General features: G+C 53.0%; 14 protein-coding genes. 2 read left to right on the top strand and 12 right to left on the bottom strand.

Features of this window, described 5'->3' with window-relative positions; genetic code table 11:
* Positions 1-20 precede the first annotated feature (20 nt).
* Together KDW_RS27670 and KDW_RS27675 are read right to left on the bottom strand one after the other, a co-directional pair.
* Positions 21-2,084 (bottom strand): TOMM precursor leader peptide-binding protein, encoded by a 2,064-nt coding sequence (locus tag KDW_RS27670; RefSeq protein WP_162005666.1) that lies wholly within the window; start codon positions 2,082-2,084, stop codon positions 21-23.
* Positions 2,081-4,186 (bottom strand): TOMM precursor leader peptide-binding protein, encoded by a 2,106-nt coding sequence (locus KDW_RS27675; protein WP_151759161.1) that lies wholly within the window; start codon positions 4,184-4,186, stop codon positions 2,081-2,083. The genes KDW_RS27670 and KDW_RS27675 overlap by 4 nt, the downstream gene beginning before the upstream one ends.
* Positions 4,187-4,429: 243 nt before the next feature.
* On the opposite strand from KDW_RS27675, the gene KDW_RS27680 reads away from it, so the two are divergent.
* Entirely contained in the window at positions 4,430-5,863 is a 1,434-nt protein-coding gene (locus KDW_RS27680; RefSeq protein WP_151759162.1) for an amino acid permease, read from the top strand.
* On the opposite strand, the gene KDW_RS27685 is transcribed toward KDW_RS27680, so the two are convergent.
* From KDW_RS27685 to KDW_RS27715, 7 genes are all read right to left on the bottom strand, one after another.
* Positions 5,800-7,089, bottom strand: a complete 1,290-nt coding sequence (locus KDW_RS27685; RefSeq protein WP_151759163.1) for a SagB family peptide dehydrogenase — start codon at positions 7,087-7,089, stop codon at positions 5,800-5,802. The genes KDW_RS27680 and KDW_RS27685 overlap by 64 nt on opposite strands.
* A 161-nt stretch (positions 7,090-7,250) precedes the next feature.
* Positions 7,251-9,290, bottom strand: coding sequence for a TOMM precursor leader peptide-binding protein (locus KDW_RS27690; protein WP_162005667.1), 2,040 nt, complete (start codon positions 9,288-9,290; stop codon positions 7,251-7,253).
* Positions 9,290-11,416: a TOMM precursor leader peptide-binding protein gene (locus KDW_RS27695; protein ID WP_151759165.1), complete on the bottom strand. Its 2,127-nt coding sequence runs from the start codon at positions 11,414-11,416 to the stop codon at positions 9,290-9,292. Before KDW_RS27695 ends, KDW_RS27690 begins: the two co-directional genes overlap by 1 nt.
* Positions 11,417-11,614: 198 nt before the next feature.
* Positions 11,615-11,971 (bottom strand): hypothetical protein, encoded by a 357-nt coding sequence (locus KDW_RS33260; RefSeq protein WP_198925612.1) that lies wholly within the window; start codon positions 11,969-11,971, stop codon positions 11,615-11,617.
* Between the two features lie 327 nt (positions 11,972-12,298).
* Positions 12,299-12,772 carry a macro domain-containing protein gene (locus KDW_RS27705; RefSeq protein WP_162005668.1) on the bottom strand — a complete coding sequence of 158 codons (474 nt, stop codon included), beginning with the start codon at positions 12,770-12,772 and terminating at the stop codon, positions 12,299-12,301.
* 659 nt (positions 12,773-13,431) lie between these two features.
* Positions 13,432-13,689, bottom strand: a complete 258-nt coding sequence (locus KDW_RS27710; protein WP_233097941.1) for a hypothetical protein — start codon at positions 13,687-13,689, stop codon at positions 13,432-13,434.
* Between the two features lie 564 nt (positions 13,690-14,253).
* Positions 14,254-14,457 (bottom strand): hypothetical protein, encoded by a 204-nt coding sequence (locus KDW_RS27715; protein ID WP_151759167.1) that lies wholly within the window; start codon positions 14,455-14,457, stop codon positions 14,254-14,256.
* Between the two features lie 368 nt (positions 14,458-14,825).
* On the opposite strand from KDW_RS27715, the gene KDW_RS27720 reads away from it, so the two are divergent.
* The gene (locus tag KDW_RS27720; protein ID WP_198925615.1) at positions 14,826-15,827 is read left to right on the top strand and encodes an NAD(P)H-dependent flavin oxidoreductase; all 1,002 of its coding nucleotides are present in this window, start codon (positions 14,826-14,828) and stop codon (positions 15,825-15,827) included.
* Positions 15,828-15,920: 93 nt separating this feature from the next.
* On the opposite strand, the gene KDW_RS27725 is transcribed toward KDW_RS27720, so the two are convergent.
* From KDW_RS27725 to KDW_RS35400, 3 genes are read right to left on the bottom strand one after another with little or no spacing between them, the layout of a single operon-like run.
* Positions 15,921-17,351, bottom strand: coding sequence for an acetate--CoA ligase family protein (locus KDW_RS27725; protein ID WP_151759168.1), 1,431 nt, complete (start codon positions 17,349-17,351; stop codon positions 15,921-15,923).
* The gene (locus KDW_RS35395) at positions 17,348-17,914 is read right to left on the bottom strand and encodes a PAC2 family protein (RefSeq protein ID WP_162005669.1); all 567 of its coding nucleotides are present in this window, start codon (positions 17,912-17,914) and stop codon (positions 17,348-17,350) included. Before KDW_RS35395 ends, KDW_RS27725 begins: the two co-directional genes overlap by 4 nt.
* On the bottom strand, positions 17,911-18,330 hold the full coding sequence (locus KDW_RS35400; protein ID WP_162005670.1) for a PAC2 family protein: 420 nt from the start codon (positions 18,328-18,330) through the stop codon (positions 17,911-17,913). Before KDW_RS35400 ends, KDW_RS35395 begins: the two co-directional genes overlap by 4 nt.
* Positions 18,331-18,421: the final 91 nt, after the last annotated feature.

Here is an 18,421-nt window from a genome sequence, read left to right on the forward strand (position 1 = left end):
GGCCAGCCACGAACCTACGTCTAGAAGAATGGATGTGGGTGTGGATTGATCTCGGCCCGGCCGAGTGGCTGGCTGCGATATCCCAGGGTGACAGGTAGTTGCTGGAGTCGCGGTAGATTGGTGCGCCGATTGTTGTGTCCAAATGTCATGGGCAACATGCCGGGCAGCAGGACTTTGACGCAGCGTAGTCCACAGGGAAGATGTTCGGGCGCGGTTTGATCGACGATGATGGTGTCTGTGCCGCGCTTGAGATAGTAGGCGATCAAGTCGTTGAGGTCGTCGCGCAGATCCAGATGTTCGTATGCTTGCTGCTCCCGTGGGTGAAATGCTTCCTGGAAGGTTGTATGCTGCGGACTCTGGTATAAAAAGTGCAGTCGCTCAAAGGCTTCGGGGAGATTGTAGATCAATGGATGGTCGGGCATATGCTGGACCAGGCTGGCGTCGTTGAGCATTTTGAGGGCCCACTCCCGGTTCTGTTGATAATGTTGTACTGGCATAGCCAGATTCGCGATCAGTTCACGCAACGCTCGCAGCAGGGCTTGCTCTGGCTGTGGATGGGAGCCCGCTACAACATAGGCCCTGGGCATTCCTTCGCGTTGCTGTTCATCGACGGCGAGCAGACAGAGGCAGGGCAGGGCATGATCCAGGCTGGCATTGAAGACCTGGATGCTGTATCCATAGTGCTGTTCGAGGCGTTTGAGCAGGATGTTAATACCAGGATCCTTGATGGACTGCAGATCCAGACGTGGCAGGCTGAGTTGCGCGTACCAGGTGAGCAAGAAGGCGTCGCGCTCAATGACCTCCATCATGCCATGAAAGATGGCTTCCTCCAGACAATTGCCGAGCGCGCAGCCGTTCGAGACATCATAGACAAAGGCCGGATTCTCCGGTGTGCGTGGACAGCCATAGTAGGCGCAGTGTTCTGGAATGAGGATCGGTGAGTGGTACATAAAAGAGTAGCCCCAGGTCCAGTTAAAGACCAGTCCGGGATGATATGGGACCAGTAGCGGATGATGTGGATCTTTCTGGTTCTGCTGGTATTGCTCGGGACTGTGGAGTCCCAGTGTGGTGGGATCAAGTGCTGGTTGGGCATCCTGGATAAGTTGTTGATAGCTGGCCTGGATGGTGGCGCGTTTACTTCTGGTATTCAGGCCCGCATAGCGTTCAAGGACCTCTAACACGGATACCACCATACTCTGCTGACGCCGGAATGTGCAGCCTGTTCCTTGCGCGGTCTCGTTTTCATCATCGGTCTCGATATGGAGATGGGCTGAACCTATCGGGAGGATACTTTGTTGCTCCACGGAGAGCGAGTTGATCAGTCCCGTTTGGGGTTCCAGGTAGGTTGCCAGGATCTCTTTGGGGCTGGCCAGCGGCTGACGACTGCGATAGGTAGAAACATCTGGCTTGGGACATGGTTGCAGGCTGATGGTCGCCAGTTCTGGACTATCGTCGATGCGTTGTCCACAGTTCAGACAGGTAGAGAGAGGCATGAACGGATGTCGGCTACACTCCAGGGTGTCCAGTGCGATGGTCAGCAGGGCATGTCGGGTCCTGGGCACTACTGTATTTTGCAGGTAGGTATGGATCTCTTCTATGCCCAGGGTAGCGAGCATACTAATGCTCAAGGGCGAGAGCCAGCTCTGCGTGGCTCTTTCTACACTATCCACGAGATTGGTTTCAGTGGCTGTGTTGGTTGTGATATCGCGTGGGAAGAGGTGCTGCAGCAGCAGTTCGCGCTCCCCATAAGAGGAGGTAGCTCCTAACTTGCGGAACTCGGCGCAGCGTGCGCAGCCTTCCTGACCCGGCACGACACAGGGGCCGATAGTCGCTTTGTCGAAGCGCGTATAGAGTGGCAGTAGCGCCACGCCAGCCTCAATACAGCGATAATTGCTCTGTAAGAGCGCCTGGGGGGACCAGTTATCAGCGCAATAGATGATCAGGCGGCAGCGAGTGAAGTCCTGACGCGGGCTATCTAATGCGAGCGGGAGGATCTGATACAGATTCTCAAGTGAGCGCAGCATCTGCTGATAGATGCTGCCCTGACCCAGCAATCCAAGTGTATGTTCAGTGCGTGTGTTCATGGCGTTGTAATCCATTCCTCACGACCATCCCTGGTTGTGTGTGTCAGGAGGAGGCGTACGATAAAGGGGAGCGTCTGAGACAGAACGGGATCATGGTCCAGCGGGACGGCCATTACACGTAATCCATTGGCCTGGAAGCGTTCGAGTAACCAATTCAGGCGGGCCGACCATGTCTCTGGCTCTGCCGTTTCCGGTGCTATATAGTGCCTGTCTGCTCGCAGGTTCATTGGTAGCTCGGCTACTGCCGCTGGCACATAGGCGAAGCGATCAAACTGGATGGCCTGATAATATTGCAGCGCCTGCTCAAGTCCATGTTCCAGCGCCTCGGCTACTGTATACTGTGTTCCATAAGCTACGACCTGTTGACCTGAGCAGATCGCGAACATGGGAATGTGCAGATCGCCCGCGACATCATAAATGGTAATCTGACAGCCAGCCGCTATGAGGAGCTGATAGAGTTGTCGACCCACCACGGTCAGTGGCACGCTGTCAAGATCGACCTGTCTGTATGGCTGCCGGGTCTGGGTGAGTTGTGCTAGCGTCAGATAGTCAGACCAGTCTAGCAGCGCCCGGCAGCTTGCCTCTGCCCAGCTCATGCCTGCCGCCACTCCCCGGCCAGTTCCGCTGGTGGGGAAGACCTGCTCTGCTGGTACGAGATACGGCTGCTGCAACTGCATGTCAAAAGCCCACGCCCAGCTATCATCTACTGATGATAATCCAGCCTCGATCATGATGGCGGCCTGCTGTTGAACCAGGGAAACCGGGAGCAGGCGGCGTCCATCTACTATCCTGGCCGCATAACAGGCGCAGGCCTGCAGACTGACCTGCAGCCTGGCTGCCTGTAGGTCCAGCTTTGCTGCCAGGACATTGCGCTGCTCATGCTGGCCCAATACTCTGAGTGTCAGGACCGCCAGTGGCATCTGCACAAAATCGGTCTCAGCGCGCTCGGCAAATAAGCCCAGCTTGCTATCAAAGCAGCGTGCCAGTTGTTCCAGGAAGATTCCTATCTGTAGCGGTTCCTGCTGTTGTAGGTGCTGGATATGTTCAAGGAATTGTGCACCTGTCGGTATCTGTGGTTGCTGGCAGGCCGTACAGCAGGGATGCGGCAGAAAGCTATGGCTCTCGCTGAAGGACGTTTTGAGATTCAGCGTGGTGATGGTATGCAGTTGTTTGATACGGCCAGCCTGTGTGTAGGAAGTAAACACATTGAAGGCCAGGCGATAAGCCAGCAGCATCGCGGCAGATGGGGTGAGGAAGCGACTGGCCTGTCTGTTCGCTTGATCTGTAAAGCCAGGCAGTGTTTTTTGTTCTCCATGCGCCTGTAGCCGTAGCCACGCACACTCCCAGCAGCCGCCCTGCTCCAGCAGCGTATCTGGCTTGAGCAGCGGGCCGACCCAGGCCTGCTCATCTATGATCAGCGCCTGGACGCATGTCTTGCGCTGCTCAACACAGATCCTGTTTAATACTCTGGCACGCGCCAGCAATGGCTGATCCGCAATCGCCATGATCGTGTCGTACGCCTGAACGGTATCCCGCATGGTTGCTTCATTATCCCAGGGAAATGCGTCAAGCAAGCGCACGGTTTGCTCTGGATCGCAAAGGGAAAAGCTGGCATCAATGCTCGTCTGATAACTCATGGCGTCAATATGTTTGATGCCGCCTTGCAGGCAGGCCTGGATCATGGCGGTGAAGGTGGTGCCTGAGCCTATGACGAGCAGGCGCTGATTGCGAAACTGCTCAAAGTGATAGGCCGGCGATGTCTGAAAGGATCCAATGAATGTTATTGCTGATGCATAGGTGGTCAGCACGTCTGGACTGAGGGTAGAGGTGTGTTGCTGGCTCATGTCTTGCAAGAAATGGCGCACAAGCAATTTGTCTACCAGCTTCGTGACCATACTCTTCTGGTCTGGCTTCAGACCATCGGTCAGTGCCTGTAAGGTCTTTTCCCCATTGAGGCGGGGAGCCAGATAGACGAGCAGGTGATATAAGCTTTGCCCTTTAAGCACGATCCCGCCATGGTTCCCACGTATATAGACCCCTTCCGGCACCTGTATATAGCAGGTATCCGCTTTGAGTTTTGGTCGCATTTCCTCTGTCAACATACGTTTTTAGCTCCCATTCCAATAAGCATGAGCACACATTATTGTATGTGTCATGCCATCTATACTTGTTTGCTTTTCTGTTGAGAGGTCGTTTCTTTCACTATACATCTCACTCCCAATCTTCCAACCATGGATTTCAGTCGCAGGTTACGTTCTCCGGCTATTTCTCGTATCAGAAAATATCGGATAGTCATGTAATCGCGCGCTTTTTTGCGTATTCATAGAAGGTGGGAATAAGGAACTATGGAACCAGGTGCAGCAAAAGTGGAGCAGGTTGATGAGGCGGCCAACGGTCGTCGGAAGGTTGGTTTGCCGGTTGCCACGGCATTGGTAATTGGCAATATGATTGGATCAGGGATCTTTCTGTTGCCGGCGGCGCTGGCTCCATATGGTGGAATCACGCTTTTTTCCTGGTTACTGGTTTCTATCGGTGCGCTGTGTATGGCGCTGACCTTTGCGCGTCTCTCCCGTACGATTCCGCGCACCGGTGGACCCTATGCCTATACCCATGAGGGCTTCGGTGATTTCGCCGGATTCTGGATCGCCTGGGGCTACTGGAACTCGCTCTGGATCAGTATGGCGGGGATTACGGTGGCGCTGGTGAGTTATCTGCGTATCTTCCTGCCGTTTCTCAATCAGAGTGGCTGGCTGGCCGCGCTGGCGGCGGTGCTGGCAATTGTCCTGATGATGTTCTTTAATCTACAAGGTATCAAGCAGGCCGGAGCGGTCCAATTTATTACCATGATCCTGAAGCTGATCCCGCTGGTGGCCGTGGCAACGATTGGCTTTTTCTGGTTTCAGCCTGCTCATCTCTTACCCTTTAACGCCAGTGGTCAGCCCCCCTTTGTAGCGATCTCAGGAGTCGCCGCCCTGATCGCCTTCTCCTTTCAAGGCATGGAATCCGCCACCGTACCGGCCGGAGATATCAAGGATCCTGGCAAGACTATTGCCCGCGCAACCGTCTTTGGCGTGATCTTTGTGGCGCTGCTGTATATCCTGAGCTCGACCGTCGTGCTCGGAGTCCTGCCCAGAAATATCTTGCTAGGCTCGCAGGCTCCTTTTGCAGATGCTGCCGCCTCAATGTGGGGAAAATGGGCCTATTACGCCGTTGGTCTGGGAGCTTGCATCTCATGTCTGGGTTCCTTGAACGGCATTATCATCGTCGCCTCGCGCGTCCCGATGGCCGCCGCGCAGGACAACCTGTTCCCGCGTAGTTTTGGTCGGCTATCGCGCAAGGCTGTGCCTGCCTTCAGTATTATCACCTCCTGCTTCATGGCCTGTATCATCCTCGTCCTCAACTATAGCGGAGCGCAGGCTCTCACCAACCTCTTCACCATCCTCGTCCTCATCGCCACTGTCAACGCCGTCATCCCCTACGCCTTCTGCTCGCTCGTTGAACTCATGCTGCGCACCCGCCACGAGAACCCCCATCCCCTCACCCCCATCCAGCACATCACCATCTGGATCGGCTTCCTCTTCGCCATCTGGCTCATCTACGGAGCAGGCCCCCAGCCCGCCCTCTGGGCCTGCTCCTGCTCATCCTCGGGCTCCCCATCTACATCCAGGTCCACAAAGAGCGCCGCCCGGCAAAAAACACCCCGTAGGTTCGAGCCTTATACCATTTCGTCTGGCTGGCTGCCAAGCGCGAATTCGCCGACGGACGTTTCCTGGAGGTAGTTTGTGCCGGCCAGCTGAGCGAAGTGATCGGAGTCTCCGTATCCCAGGGCGCATGGGGCCAGCTTCATCGCGGTGGCTACAAGGTACATGGTGGCGAAAAGGACACCAACGTCTTTGAGGATCAGTTGATAGGCGATGCCTTGATATTTCCAGGAGACGCGCTGGAAGCGTGCGGCCAGGGTAATGACGAGTTGATGCGGATTGGTTGCACCTGTTATTTGCTGAGCGTGGTTTAGCAGGTAGGCATTCCCTTTATCTATAGTCTGAATCAGTGCGAGTGCGTGTTGCAGCGGGTCATACCAATAAAAACCTGGCTCAAGTCCCTGGCAGCCGTTAATGGTAAGGTAGAATTCCATTTCATAACTTGCTCCGGCGCTGGGATATGGTCGTGTCGTGAAGCCTCCGCTCTCTTCATCCTCCTGGTGCGTTTTGATTCGTGCTACGCGATAGAGGAACTCACCAATTTGCTCGATGGTGAGGTCCCTGCTGCCATATGCACGTAGCGAAGAGCGTGCTTCCATTACTTCGAACAATCCAGGATCCTGGCGCTGCAACTGATCCATATCTGGCGTGGGCAGCTTGACGGTAATGGGCCATGGAGGCTGCTTTATTGCTGGCTGGGGGGCCAATATCTGTTTAAAGCGATAGGTGCCGCCCACGATATTATTGTGCCGCCCCTGTCGACTCCGACTATGAAAGAGTAGATCGTGGAATTCCCATTGCATGAGTGTTTCGTCTTCCGCTTCTGCGGCTTGCTCATTATCACTGCTGGGTGACATAAAGTTACCCATCAGCAAGAGTGTCATGATGCTTGCTATATCGTCTGGATCTGTTTCAGGTAGCATTTCAGCGAGTGTCTGTGCTGTTTGTGCTTCTCCAAGTTGATAGATTATCTTTGCTGTGATGGCATGTTCAAGGCGTAGCTGCCCATGGGCAAGTGGAGATTCCATGACTGTCGTGTTAATCTCGTTGCGTCTGGTGTAAGCGAAGCGCGACATACGATAGCTTTGACCGTCCTGAATGTGGACCCATTGTGGTTGAAAGGCTGGTGAGATAGGGATCAAGGTGGCCAGAGGATCGCGTTCTTCGCTACCAGCGCAGATGCCAAGCATTTGATAGCGTAGCAGTTGTCCTATATAGCGGTAGAAAAAGGGTAGTGCCTCTTCTCCTTGTGCGGCCAAAATCGCTTCATTGAGCCAGCGTACCGAGCAGCGTCGCTGCGCCATGGTCAGTAATACCTGACGCAGCGCTGGCTCGCTAAGGGGATGGCCATCTGTAAGGATGGGGAGGTCACGATGACCGTATTGTTTTTCTCTTCCATACTCCTGTAATCGAGCAGGCAGTATGAGAGATGCGATGTTTTTGTGATGACTGGCATGCTAATCTCCTAGAAGAATGGATGTGGATGTGGATTGATCTCAGCCTCGGTCAGAGGCTGGCTGCGATATCCCAGGGCCACGGGGACTTGCTGGAGACGCGCTAGCTGGACACGCTCATTATTGTGGCCAAATGTCATCGGGAGCATGCCGGGCATCAGGACTTTGACGCAGCGCAGTCCGCAGGGAAGATGCTCTGGAGCGGTCTGGTCGACAACGATGGTATCCGTGCCGCGCTTGAGGTAGTTGTCGATCAGAGCTTGCAGGTCATCGCGTAGGTCCAGATGTGCATATGCTTGCAGCTTGTCCGGACTAAACGCGTCCTGGAATGTTGTGTGCTGTGGACTGTGATAGAGAAAGTGTAGCCGCTCAAAGGCTTCGGGGAGATAGTAAATCAGGGAATGGTCCATCATTTGCTGAACCAGGGTGTGGTCATTAAGCATCTGTCGTGCTTGTTCCCGTTTTTCTTGATAATTGTGTGGTGAGACAGTCAGGGCCGTTGTCAGTTCACGCAATCCTCGTAGCAGGGCCTGTTCTGGTTGTGGATGACAGCCGGCCATGACATGAGCCCTGGGCATGTCTTCCCGCTGCTGTTCATCGACGGCGAGCAGGCACAGGCACGTTAGCGCATGATCCAGGCTGGCGTTGAAGGCCCGGATACTATACCCATAGTGCTGTTCCAGGCGTTTGATCATGATGCGGATATCGGGATTTGTGACTGACTGCAGATCGAGCTGTGGGAGGCTGAGTTGCGCATACCAGGTGAGTAAAAAGGTGTCGCGCTCGATGACTTCCATCATGCCATGAAAGATGGCTTCTTCCAGACAATTGCCGAGCGCACAGCCATTTGAGATCTCATAGATAAACGCTGGATTCTCCGCTGTCCTGGGGAGGCCATAGTAGGCACAGTGTTCCGGGACGAGGATGGGGGCCTGGTGCTGGAAGGAGTAGCCCCAGATCCAGTTGCAGCGCAGCCCCGGATGATAAGCAACCAGACTGTGACAGGAGGGTTGTTGCTGGTGGTATGTGTATTGTTCCTGACTATGCAGCCCCAGCGTCGTGGGATCCAGTACCAGGTGTCCTTGCTGGATGAGTTCCTGGTAGCTTGCCTGGATCATGGCGCGTTTACTTCTGGCGTTCAGACCTGCGTAACGTTCAACCGCTTCTAGAAGAGACACTACCATACTCTGTTGCTGACTTAATGCTGAACCTGTTCCGTGCGCGTCCTTGTGCTCATTATCGGTTGCGATCTGCAGGTACGACGAGGTTATTTGCAGGACGCTCTGTTGATTTACCGAAAGTGCCTGTACGAGGCCCGTGTGTTGATCCAGATAGGTCTGCATAAGTTCCCTGGGACTGGTCTTAGGTTGGCTTGTGCGATACGTCGAGCTGTCTGGTTTGGGACATGACTGCAGGCTGATGGTGGCCAGTTCAGGACTATCGTCGCTTAGTTTTCCACAGTCGCGACAGGTGGAAAATGGCAGGAACGGATGTCGCGTACATTCCAGGGTCTCCAGTGAGATGGTGAGCAGGGCGCGTTGCGTTTTTTGAGTTCCTTTTTCCAGGTAAGCATGTATCTCTTCTATGCCTGTTACCACGAGCATGCCGATGCTCAAGGGTGATAACCATGGTTGTGTGGCATGGTCTTCCGCGTGTACGATGGTGTGGTTGGTGGATGGAAAAATAGCGTGCTGGCACAGTTCGCGCTCAACTTGTGTGGAGATGGCGCCTAAGCTGCGGAATTCGGCGCAGCGTGCGCAGCCTGCTTCGCCTGGCACGACCAGGGGTCCGATGATCCCTTTATCAAAGCGTGTATAGAGCGGAAGTAGGGCCACACCTGTTTCCAGGCAGCGTGTATTAATTTGTAGCAGCGTTTGTGGCGACCAGCTATCAGCGCAAAAAACGATCAGGTGGCAGGATGTGAAATATGGCTCGGGACTCTCCAGCGTAAGCGGGATGATCCGATATGTGTGTTTCAGGGAGTCATGCAGTTGTTGATGAATGAGGCCCTGGCCAAGTAGCCCGATGGTATGTTCGTGAATTTTGCTCATTATATTGTTATCCATTCTTCCCGATCATCCTGGTTTGTACATGTTAGCAGGAGGCGTACGCTGAAAGGCATGATCTTTATCAGGGCTGGATCATGGTCCAGTGGTATGGTCAGTATGCGTAATCGATTGGCTTGAAATCGTTGTAACAGCCATGCCGCTGATGATGTCTCTGACCGTGTGTTCTCGTCGGGCACATAAAGCTCGTTCCCACGCAGGTGTAGTGGTAGCTCGGCTACCGTCGCTGGCGTAGGAGTGCTTTGCTGAAACATTGTCGCCTGGTGATGTTGCAGGGCCTGTTGCAGTCCCTTTTCCAGTGCCTCGGCGACCGTGCATTGTGTCCCATAGGCCACCGTTTGTCCATCTGAGCAGATGGCGAAGGTGGGGATCTGGAGCGCACCGGTGACATCGTAGACTGTTAGCTGACAGCCAGCGGCTATGAGTAACTGGTAGAACTGTGTCCCTACCTCTGTCATTGGTGTGCTGGCAAGATCAACCTGTCTATATGCTTGCGGCGTCTGGGTTACATTCGCCAGTGTCAGTTGCTGAGACCAGTCCAGCAGTGCCTGACTGATTGTCTCGTCCCAGGTCATGCCTGCCGCTACTCCCGGACCAGTTGCGATTTTGTCATCTGACGTGCTGAAGACCCGTGCCGCCGGGACCAGATAGGGCTGTTGTGTGTGCATGTCGAGCGCCCAGATCCATCTATCATCGGTTGCTGCAGGCGCTTTTAGCTTGCTGGTTTCGGCGATAGTAAGCGCAGGTAAGGATTGTTGCTGGATCAATATGGATGGTAGCAGGCGGCGTTGATCCACGATCCTGCTTGCATAGTAGGCGCAGGCTTGCTGGCAGACCTGGAGCCAGGCTGTTTGGGTCTGCAGGTTTGTCGCTATCAGCTCAACCAGTTCGCCTTCATGCGTTATTGTAATCGTCTGTACCGCCAGTGGCATCTGGACATATGTTGTCTCTGTTTGTGGAGCAAATAAGCCCAAATCGCTATCAAAACAGCGTGTTAGCTGCTCCTGGAATGTTTCTGGCTGAAGCGGGGGGTGTTGCTGGAGTTGCTGGATGGATGCCAGGAATTGCGTTGCTGTGGGGGTGATCGGTTGCTGGCAGGTGGTACAGCAAGAATGAGGGAGAAAGGTATGGGTCTCGCTAAGGTATGTCTGGAGATCCATTTTAGTGAGCGTGTCCAGTTGTTCTGTACGGCTGGCATGGGTGCAAGCGGTAAACAATGCGAATACTAAGCGATAGGCTAGCAACATGGCTACCGAGGGCGTGAGGGATAGATTGTCCGGGCTGGCAGCCTGGTCCTCAAAAGCATAGTGTGGATCCTGTTCGTGATGCGCCCGTAGTCGCAACCATGCGCACTCCCAACAACCACCACAGTCCAGGGTATCTGGTCGGAGCAGCGGGCCGATCCAGGCATGTTCATCTACGACTATGGCCTGCATCAATGTACGTTTCTGCTCCACACAGAGCTTATTTAACACTCTGGCTCGTGCCAGCGATGACCGGTCCGCAAGCGCGATAATCGTATCATATGTTTGAATCGTCTTCAGCATGGCAGCCGCATCATCCCAGGGAAATGTCCCGAGCAAGCGCACGGTCTGCTCCGGATCACTGGGAGAGAAACTGGCCTTAGTATCTATCTGGTCGCCCATGCCATCGATGTGTCTGATCCCGCTTTGCAGGCAGGCCTGGATTAATGCCGTGAACGTTGAGCCTGCGCCAATGATGAGCAGGCGCTGATTGCGAAACTGCTCAAAGTGGTGCTCGGGAGCATCTTGAAAGGATCCGATGAAAGTGGTCGCGGACGCGTAAGGTGTTAATTCCTCTGAATTGAGGCTAGAAGCTTGTTGCTGATTCTCGTCTTGCAGGAAATGATGCGCGACCAATTTCTCCAGTAGTTTCGTAATCATATTCTTCTGGGCGGGCTCTAATCCTTCGGTCAATGCGTGCAATGTTGATTTTCCATCGAGTCTGGGGGTCAGATGGATTAACAGGCGATACAAGCTGCGTCCCTTCAACACGAGGCCACCATGATTACCACGCAGGTAAACGCCATCCTGCACCTGAATATAACAGCTATCTGCTGTGAGTTTTGGGCGCATATCCTCTGCCAACATATGTTTTTAGTCTCCTGGTTTTAAAGGCCATATGTAGATAAAAAAGCTCGCTATCGAATAAAATGCATTTCTTTTCCGGTGGGGAAAGCTAACCGAGCTGCACCAGATTATTATCCAGTACAAATATGCCAGCCTCCCCAATTGACTTCAGACTATATGGTCTATTTGTGGTGATACATCCTTAGCTAGATGTTGACCTTAATCGATCGGAAGCGGACAACAGCCACTGCAGCCATGACCGATGCAGCCACAGCCACCGCAACCTTCGCAACCGATACAGCCACTGCAACCTTCGCAACCGATACAGCCGTGACCGATGCAGCCACAGCCACAGCCATGACAGCCATGACAGCCATGACAGCCATGACAGCCATGACAGCCATGACAGCCATGACCCTCACTGCCACAGCCACCGCAAAAGGAGCCGGAAGCACCAGAAATTCCGGTGAATGTCATGATTTCAACATCTTCCAGATCTGCATCTGTCAGGTCGATAAAATCAACAAATTGTTCAGAGAGCTTCTTGTCTGTTGGCTGTTTGGAACTATTATCCATGTGTGTACTCCTTGTTCGTTTCATCATTTATGATGCTCACTCATCAACATGTCATTGATGAATCCCTTTTGCAGCACTCTTGGTGCTACACAAAACATTATAAGATGGATAAAAAATAGAAAAACATCGTTATGGTTGTTATGCTTGAAATATTGTTTATTGTAGAGGCATGTGTTGATGAAAGATGTAATGTTGACCATACAAATCAAGGTAATCGTTTTAATCCTCTGGGAGATGAGGGGATCTGCAATAATCCGGGCCGGGATTATTGTCGGGGCTAGTGTTATAGTTTAAAACTTCTAATCGCCGACTTTAAAATAAGAATTTTCATTGCTGATCATATTGATATTCTTGATCTCCTTCCGTAATGTAAATAGAGACATCAATGTTGATCTGGCTTAAATATTGAGCCATCAGCGGCCCCACCTCTTCCCAGGATAATTTTCCATGTTGTGTCCCGAGTTTTGGAAACGCTATGCTCTGAATTCCTGCGTTGTGATAATTGGCGACAAAATATGCCAGCCCCTTTTGTAGATATACTAACTTTGAGTTTGACTTCCAGTTATCTTTAGTCGGAAAATTGAGTATCCATGGATTACTCTCTTTATAGAGTGTTGGCCTGCCTATCCGTAATATGCTTTCTCTACATTCTTTTTGATAAACCGCAAACATAGCTGGATAGCGTTCTTTAAAAGCCAATGCCAGTCCCTTGCCCATGACGCCTTTGCAGTTAACTGGATTTACAATCACCTGAGCATTTGAAGTAAAAATATCTCCCAATTGATACTTTATAAGTACCATTTCACACCGCCTTATAAAAAACTCGCCAAAATAATATAAACTGTAAGGGTAACACATCTAGCCTCATCTGCGAACAGAAAAACCTGGTTAATATTCCGGCGAGCCAGCATCCTGGCGTACCGGCAGCGCTGGTCGCCAATACGTTTCGCTTAAGCCCAGGGACGGTTTGATCCTTAGAGGAGATGAACGAAAGTAGGTTCGACCCTTTGGGTCGATTGGTTCCCTGCATAATATCCTTGCTTGACGATGAGCAAGCTATGACATGTTAGGCAATGTGTTCGTGTGGGGGGAGACAATCGACCCAAAGGGTCGAACCTACCATTTGTATCTCTCTTGATCATTTTTGCATGCGTTGCTTCATGATCATGCCACCATTGTAGCCATTCCATCCATAACCGAAACGTATTGAGCCCCAGGGCGCATGGGGCCAGCTTCATCGCGGTGGCTACAAGGTACATCATAGCAAAAAAGACGCCGACGTCTTTGAGGATCTATTGGTAGGTGATGCCTTGATATTTCCAGGAGATGCGTTGGAAGCGCGCCGCTAGCGTGATAACCAGGTCTCTACTGGGGGAGCTAAACTACCTGTGTGAAACCATTCTTCAGCACAAAGCATGCTAGCTCTCCCAATTGTCTTCAAGCTACCATAATATTCCGCTCTACATACCATAATATTCCGCTCTACTCACCACACCCACCACACCCACCACACCCACAGCCATGATGACGGTGATGATGGCCACCACAACCACCACACCCACCACACCCACAGCCATGATGACGGTGATGATGGCCACCACAACCACCACACCCACCACACCCACCACAACCACCACCACACCCACCACACCCACCACCACACCCACCACACCCACCACCACACCCACCACACCCACCACACCCACCACCACAGCCACAATTCCCTCCATAAACTCCACCGACTTCAGTGATTTCGATTTCTTCCAGTTCTTCGTCGGTCAGGTCGATAAACTCAACGAATTGTTCGGAGAGTCTTTTGTCTGTTGACTGATTGCGACCAATGTCATGATCCATAGGTGTTTTCCTTTCTGTATGATGCTCTTTTCCTCAACCATCAATGTGGCATTGGTGGGCTCTGGTGCAGCATTCTTGCTGCGATGTAGCATAGTATCAGAGAAAGAAAAATAGAAAGCTCTTGCTAGTACGCATTATGCATGAAATAAAAGTTTATGTAGATGGAGGCGTCGGGTAAGCAAACAACGTGAACAGGACAAGTACAGGTCATTTTTTTTCATCATTTTGGTGGATCATTTTTGAAGCTATGGATCAGCTGATAAGCAAACAACAAAAAAAGCCCCTCTGGACTTTTTATTTTTTGTGGCTATCTCGATTGTGGGTGCTCGCTGCAATCTCTCCGCGTCCGAATAATAGAACGTGGCGCAAAGGTTTCCCTCGCGCCACATTCTATTATTTTTTGAATGTCATTGATGAATGATGTGCTCTTAATCGACCGTGATAAACCCGGCAGGTGCAACACCAGGGCCAGGGCCGATGGCTTTAGGTGGAGCGCCAGGGCCAGCCCAGGCGTGGAGAGCTGGGGCAGCAAAATGAAAAAGAATGAATAACAGGGCCAGACAAGCGATTATGAGTACCAGTAAGGCAATATATTTGCGAGAAGGAGTGGAAAGAGCAAACAGTGTGTTCATTAGCAGACCTCCTGTAAATTGGGATATTCAAATATATTAACAATAATATTAACAATAATATTCAGAAGAACTGATAGAAGTATGCAATAAAAAAGAGCGAAGAACAATGAAGTGGGTCACATAAAAATAGTGAATTATTTCACAGTATACTCAAAGAATGTAAATACAGCAATAGATAAAGGTACTGATTACTTTCCTGCGTGGAGGCAAGCAGCGTAAAGTCACGATTGTGCTTTAACGCGCGTTTCGTTGTAGACTATAAAGAGCGAATTGCTTTTCCAATCCGCATGCCTGGTAACAATCGAGCGCAAGGCTCGAACCTACGCCAGGCATGCCTATTTTTTCATGAGAAAGTGGGTGCTCGTCTTATGTCTACGATGCCAGAGAAGATGCATACGCGTTTCACAGAACTACTGGATATCCGCTATCCAATTGTACAGGGTGGCCTCTCTCATCTCTCGTATTCAAAGCTGGCGGCGGCCGTCTCGAATGCGGGCGGCCTGGGCCAGCTCGGTTGTGCCTGTTTTGCGACTCCTGAGGAGCTGCGGGCAGATATCCGTCGCACGAAGGAGTTGACGGATCGGCCGTTCGGGGTGAATTTTCCGATCGGGCATGTGCCCCTGGATGGTTTCCTGGATGTGACGCTGGAGGAGGCTCCGGCGGCGATCAGTATTACGGGTGGCAATCCTGAGAAGCTGTTGCGCAGTATCCAGCAGAGTGGGGTGGCGGTGCGTACGATGGTGCTGGTGGCTGGCGTACGGGCGGCGCAGAAGGCTGAGAGCCTGGGAGCGGATGCCGTGATCGCGGTCGGTTTTGAGGGTGGCGGACACCTGGGACGAGACGATATCGGGACAATGGTGCTGGTGCCGCGCATCCTGGATTCGGTGAAGATTCCGGTGCTGGCCAGCGGTGGTATCGCGGATGGTCGTGGATTGGCGGCGGCGCTGGCGCTGGGAGCCGATGGTATTGAGCTCGGCACGCGCTTTGTGGCGGTGCAGGAAAGTAATGCTCATCCCGCCTACCAGCAGGCTTTGGTCGAGGCTAAGGAGACCGATACTGTGATTATCGAGCGCGCCATTGGTCGTCCTGCCCGTGTGCTCAAGGGTCCGAAGCCGACCGAGATCCTGGCGATTGAAGAGGAGCTTGAGCGCTCACAGGCCACTCCTGATGAGCGTTTGCAGCGCCTGTTGCCCCATATTCGGGGTACCGTTAATACGCGGGCCTCACTTGAGGGTGCGCTGGATGAAGGCTTTGTCTGGGCCGGCCAGATGATTGGTCTGATCAACGACGTACCTACTACCCAGGAACTGATCGAGCGTAGTGTACGCGAAGCCTATGCGCAGGCGCTGCGCCTGCAGAAGATGTTCTAAGCAACTAAAAAAAAGAAGGACCCATTCACCGCCATTGGAGAGTGGGTTCTTTCTATGTATGTATGTATATACGTTTTATCCAGGATTTACGTTTTATTCCTGGGCATTGGCGAGAAATTGGCCGACTTCTGTCAGCGCAGCCATGGCGCGGCAGGTGATCTCAACGGATTCGTAATAAGGAATCTTTTCTTCGCGCAATAGCTGTAGAGCGGGTATGTCATGGCGGGCATAGACAGTCTGGACCAGTACTGGTTTCTTATATTTTTGTACCAGTTCGCCGAGCATGCGGGCCGCAGCTTCTTCGCGGGCCCCGAATTCCTCGGCGAGGAGCATGCGATAGCCGCCAAAGAGTCCGGTGACGATGACGCCATCGACATCAGGATCTTGCAGGCAGACCTCGGTGATGGTGGCGAATGAAAGCGGATCTTCGTCGGTGGCTCCGGCGACGTCGATTGGATTGGCGGGCGTGGCGCGGTCCGGCATCAGTTTGCGCAGTTCGCGCTGGGTGTCTTCGGAAAGCACCTGGACTTCCAGGCCGGCGCGCACGGCGGCGTCACCGGTGGCGACCGAGCTACCACCACCATCGCCTACCACGGCGATGCGCTTTCCGCCTTTGGGGGTAGGGGGCTGTACAGCCAGAGCTTGAGCGACTGGAAACAACTCATCCGAGCGAATCACGCGTACCACGCCGCTGCCCAGCAGTCCTGTGTCTTTGTCGGGTCGGACGGTGGCCTGGGTGCCGGTATGGGCCAGGGCGGCCCGTACGCCGACTTCGGTGGCTCCGCTCAGGAAGATCACGGTCGGCTTGTAGCGGTCCTGTTGATACATCTCCCTGGTCGCCTGCCGTAGTGTCTCTTCCTGGATGGCTTCAACATAGCCGGCGATCACGGTCGTGTCTGGATCGCGGGAAAGATAGTGCATGCATTCGGGGAAGGAGACATCGGCGGCATTACCCACGCTTAAGAAGGTGTTGAAGCCGAGTCCATCCAGATGAGCCTGGGCATACCAGTACATCCCGAGGTTGCCGCTCTGTGAGACCAGTCCAATCGGGCCAACGGGCAGCGGAAAGACCATGCCCAGGGCGTTCAGCTTGGAGCGGTGCACATAGAGTCCCATGCAGTTACTGCCAATGACGCGGATACCATGTTCGCGGCAGCGTGCCACCAGTTCCTGTTCGAGCACGCGTCCCTCGGGACCCGTCTCGCTGAAGCCGGCGGTAATGATCACGATGCCTTTAACGCCACAGGCAATGCAGTCCTCGACGCCTTTCTGGACATGTGGAAACGCCGTCGCGATAACGGCCAGATCCACCGGACCCGGCACGTCGCGCAGGCTGGGATAGGTCGGTCGGCCCAGGATCTCCGAGACCGATGGATTGATCAAATAAATATCACCGGCGAAGCCTCCGCCGATTAACTGCTTAGCCGCAACGTGCCCCCACTTCTGGGGAGCACGTGATGCGCCCAGTATCGCTACTGAGCGCGGCTGAAGTACTTCTTCTAATGGATAGGGTGAAATGCTCATTCACTCTCCTTGTGTTCGTCTTGTTCGTCAGAATCTTGTTCTTGTCCGTTTCCACGCTGTTCGCGTAGCAGCGCCTCGACATCACGGATCAAGCTGTCGGCGCTGGGAAGTGGACCACTGCTGGGTGCACGATCAGGATCCGCGGTGAGATCCAGTTCGTCGTCATCCTCATCCTCATCATCGTCGTCATCCCCATTGGCGACCTGCTCCTCCAGGCGGCGCACATACTCGCGGGCCTCCGGATCTTTCGCCACCAGGGCCGATACCTGCTCTTCAAAGCGGACGGCATCTGACTGAATCTCATGCAGGTCCAGTCCAAAGGAAAGGAACTGATTCAGGTAGGTCAGGAGCGCGGCCGTTACCTTGATGTTGGGGGTCGCCGCCAGATAGTGCGGGGCCGCCGCCCACAGGGTTGCCGATGACAGACTTACCCGCTGGCAGGCATCGTGGAGAATACCCACCATACCAGTTGGACCCTCATAGCCCGAATTATGGACCTCCATCTCGCGCAAACGTTCCATAATTTCATTATCGGCTGATGCACCCGTAATCGGAACCGTCAATGAGTGCGGAACATCCGCCAGTAATGCTCCAGGAAAACGACTTCAGATGCATGGAATTTCTGGCAAATTTCGATAAATGCAGCGCTGAATGTTTTCCACTTGAGTTGTGGCTCTGTACCGAGAAAGAGGATCACATCATGAGTCAGTTCGGGATCCGTATGGGCAAAGAATTGATTATCGGGCCAGCTAATACTGCGCTGGGCACCATCAACATATTTGACCGTCGGGCGAGTTTCCGTAAAAACAAAAAATTCCTCCGCATCAATTTCTGCAATTTTTTCTGGTGACCACCGATCAACTAAAAATTTAATAGCTGTTGTGGCAGAGTCTGCGGCATCGTTCCAACCGCCAAAGGCTACTACCACCACCGGATCGCGTAACTCTTCCGGCTGATCATAATATCGTATTTGTGACATGTCCATCCCTCTTCATCTGCCCATAGGGGTTCGTTCCCAAGCAAATATGTTGTTACCATTCTATCACATTCACACAATCCCTCATCTATAT

The sequence above is a fragment of the Dictyobacter vulcani genome (assembly GCF_008974265.1).
Lineage (GTDB): Bacteria > Chloroflexota > Ktedonobacteria > Ktedonobacterales > Ktedonobacteraceae > Dictyobacter > Dictyobacter vulcani.

Bases quoted from the DNA above. Each gene is read 5' to 3' on its own strand.
- KDW_RS27670 (WP_162005666.1), bottom strand. From the start codon at position 2,084: ATGAACACACGCACTGAACATACACTTGGATTGCTGGGTCAGGGCAGC.
- KDW_RS27675 (WP_151759161.1), bottom strand. From the start codon at position 4,186: ATGTTGACAGAGGAAATGCGACCAAAACTCAAAGCGGATACCTGCTAT.
- KDW_RS27680 (WP_151759162.1), top strand. From the start codon at position 4,430: ATGGAACCAGGTGCAGCAAAAGTGGAGCAGGTTGATGAGGCGGCCAAC.
- KDW_RS27685 (WP_151759163.1), bottom strand. From the start codon at position 7,089: ATGGCGCAGCGACGCTGCTCGGTACGCTGGCTCAATGAAGCGATTTTG.
- KDW_RS27690 (WP_162005667.1), bottom strand. From the start codon at position 9,290: ATGAGCAAAATTCACGAACATACCATCGGGCTACTTGGCCAGGGCCTC.
- KDW_RS27695 (WP_151759165.1), bottom strand. From the start codon at position 11,416: ATGTTGGCAGAGGATATGCGCCCAAAACTCACAGCAGATAGCTGTTAT.
- KDW_RS33260 (WP_198925612.1), bottom strand. From the start codon at position 11,971: ATGGATAATAGTTCCAAACAGCCAACAGACAAGAAGCTCTCTGAACAA.
- KDW_RS27705 (WP_162005668.1), bottom strand. From the start codon at position 12,772: ATGGTACTTATAAAGTATCAATTGGGAGATATTTTTACTTCAAATGCT.
- KDW_RS27715 (WP_151759167.1), bottom strand. From the start codon at position 14,457: ATGAACACACTGTTTGCTCTTTCCACTCCTTCTCGCAAATATATTGCC.
- KDW_RS27720 (WP_198925615.1), top strand. From the start codon at position 14,826: ATGTCTACGATGCCAGAGAAGATGCATACGCGTTTCACAGAACTACTG.
- KDW_RS27725 (WP_151759168.1), bottom strand. From the start codon at position 17,351: ATGAGCATTTCACCCTATCCATTAGAAGAAGTACTTCAGCCGCGCTCA.
- KDW_RS35400 (WP_162005670.1), bottom strand. From the start codon at position 18,330: ATGTCACAAATACGATATTATGATCAGCCGGAAGAGTTACGCGATCCG.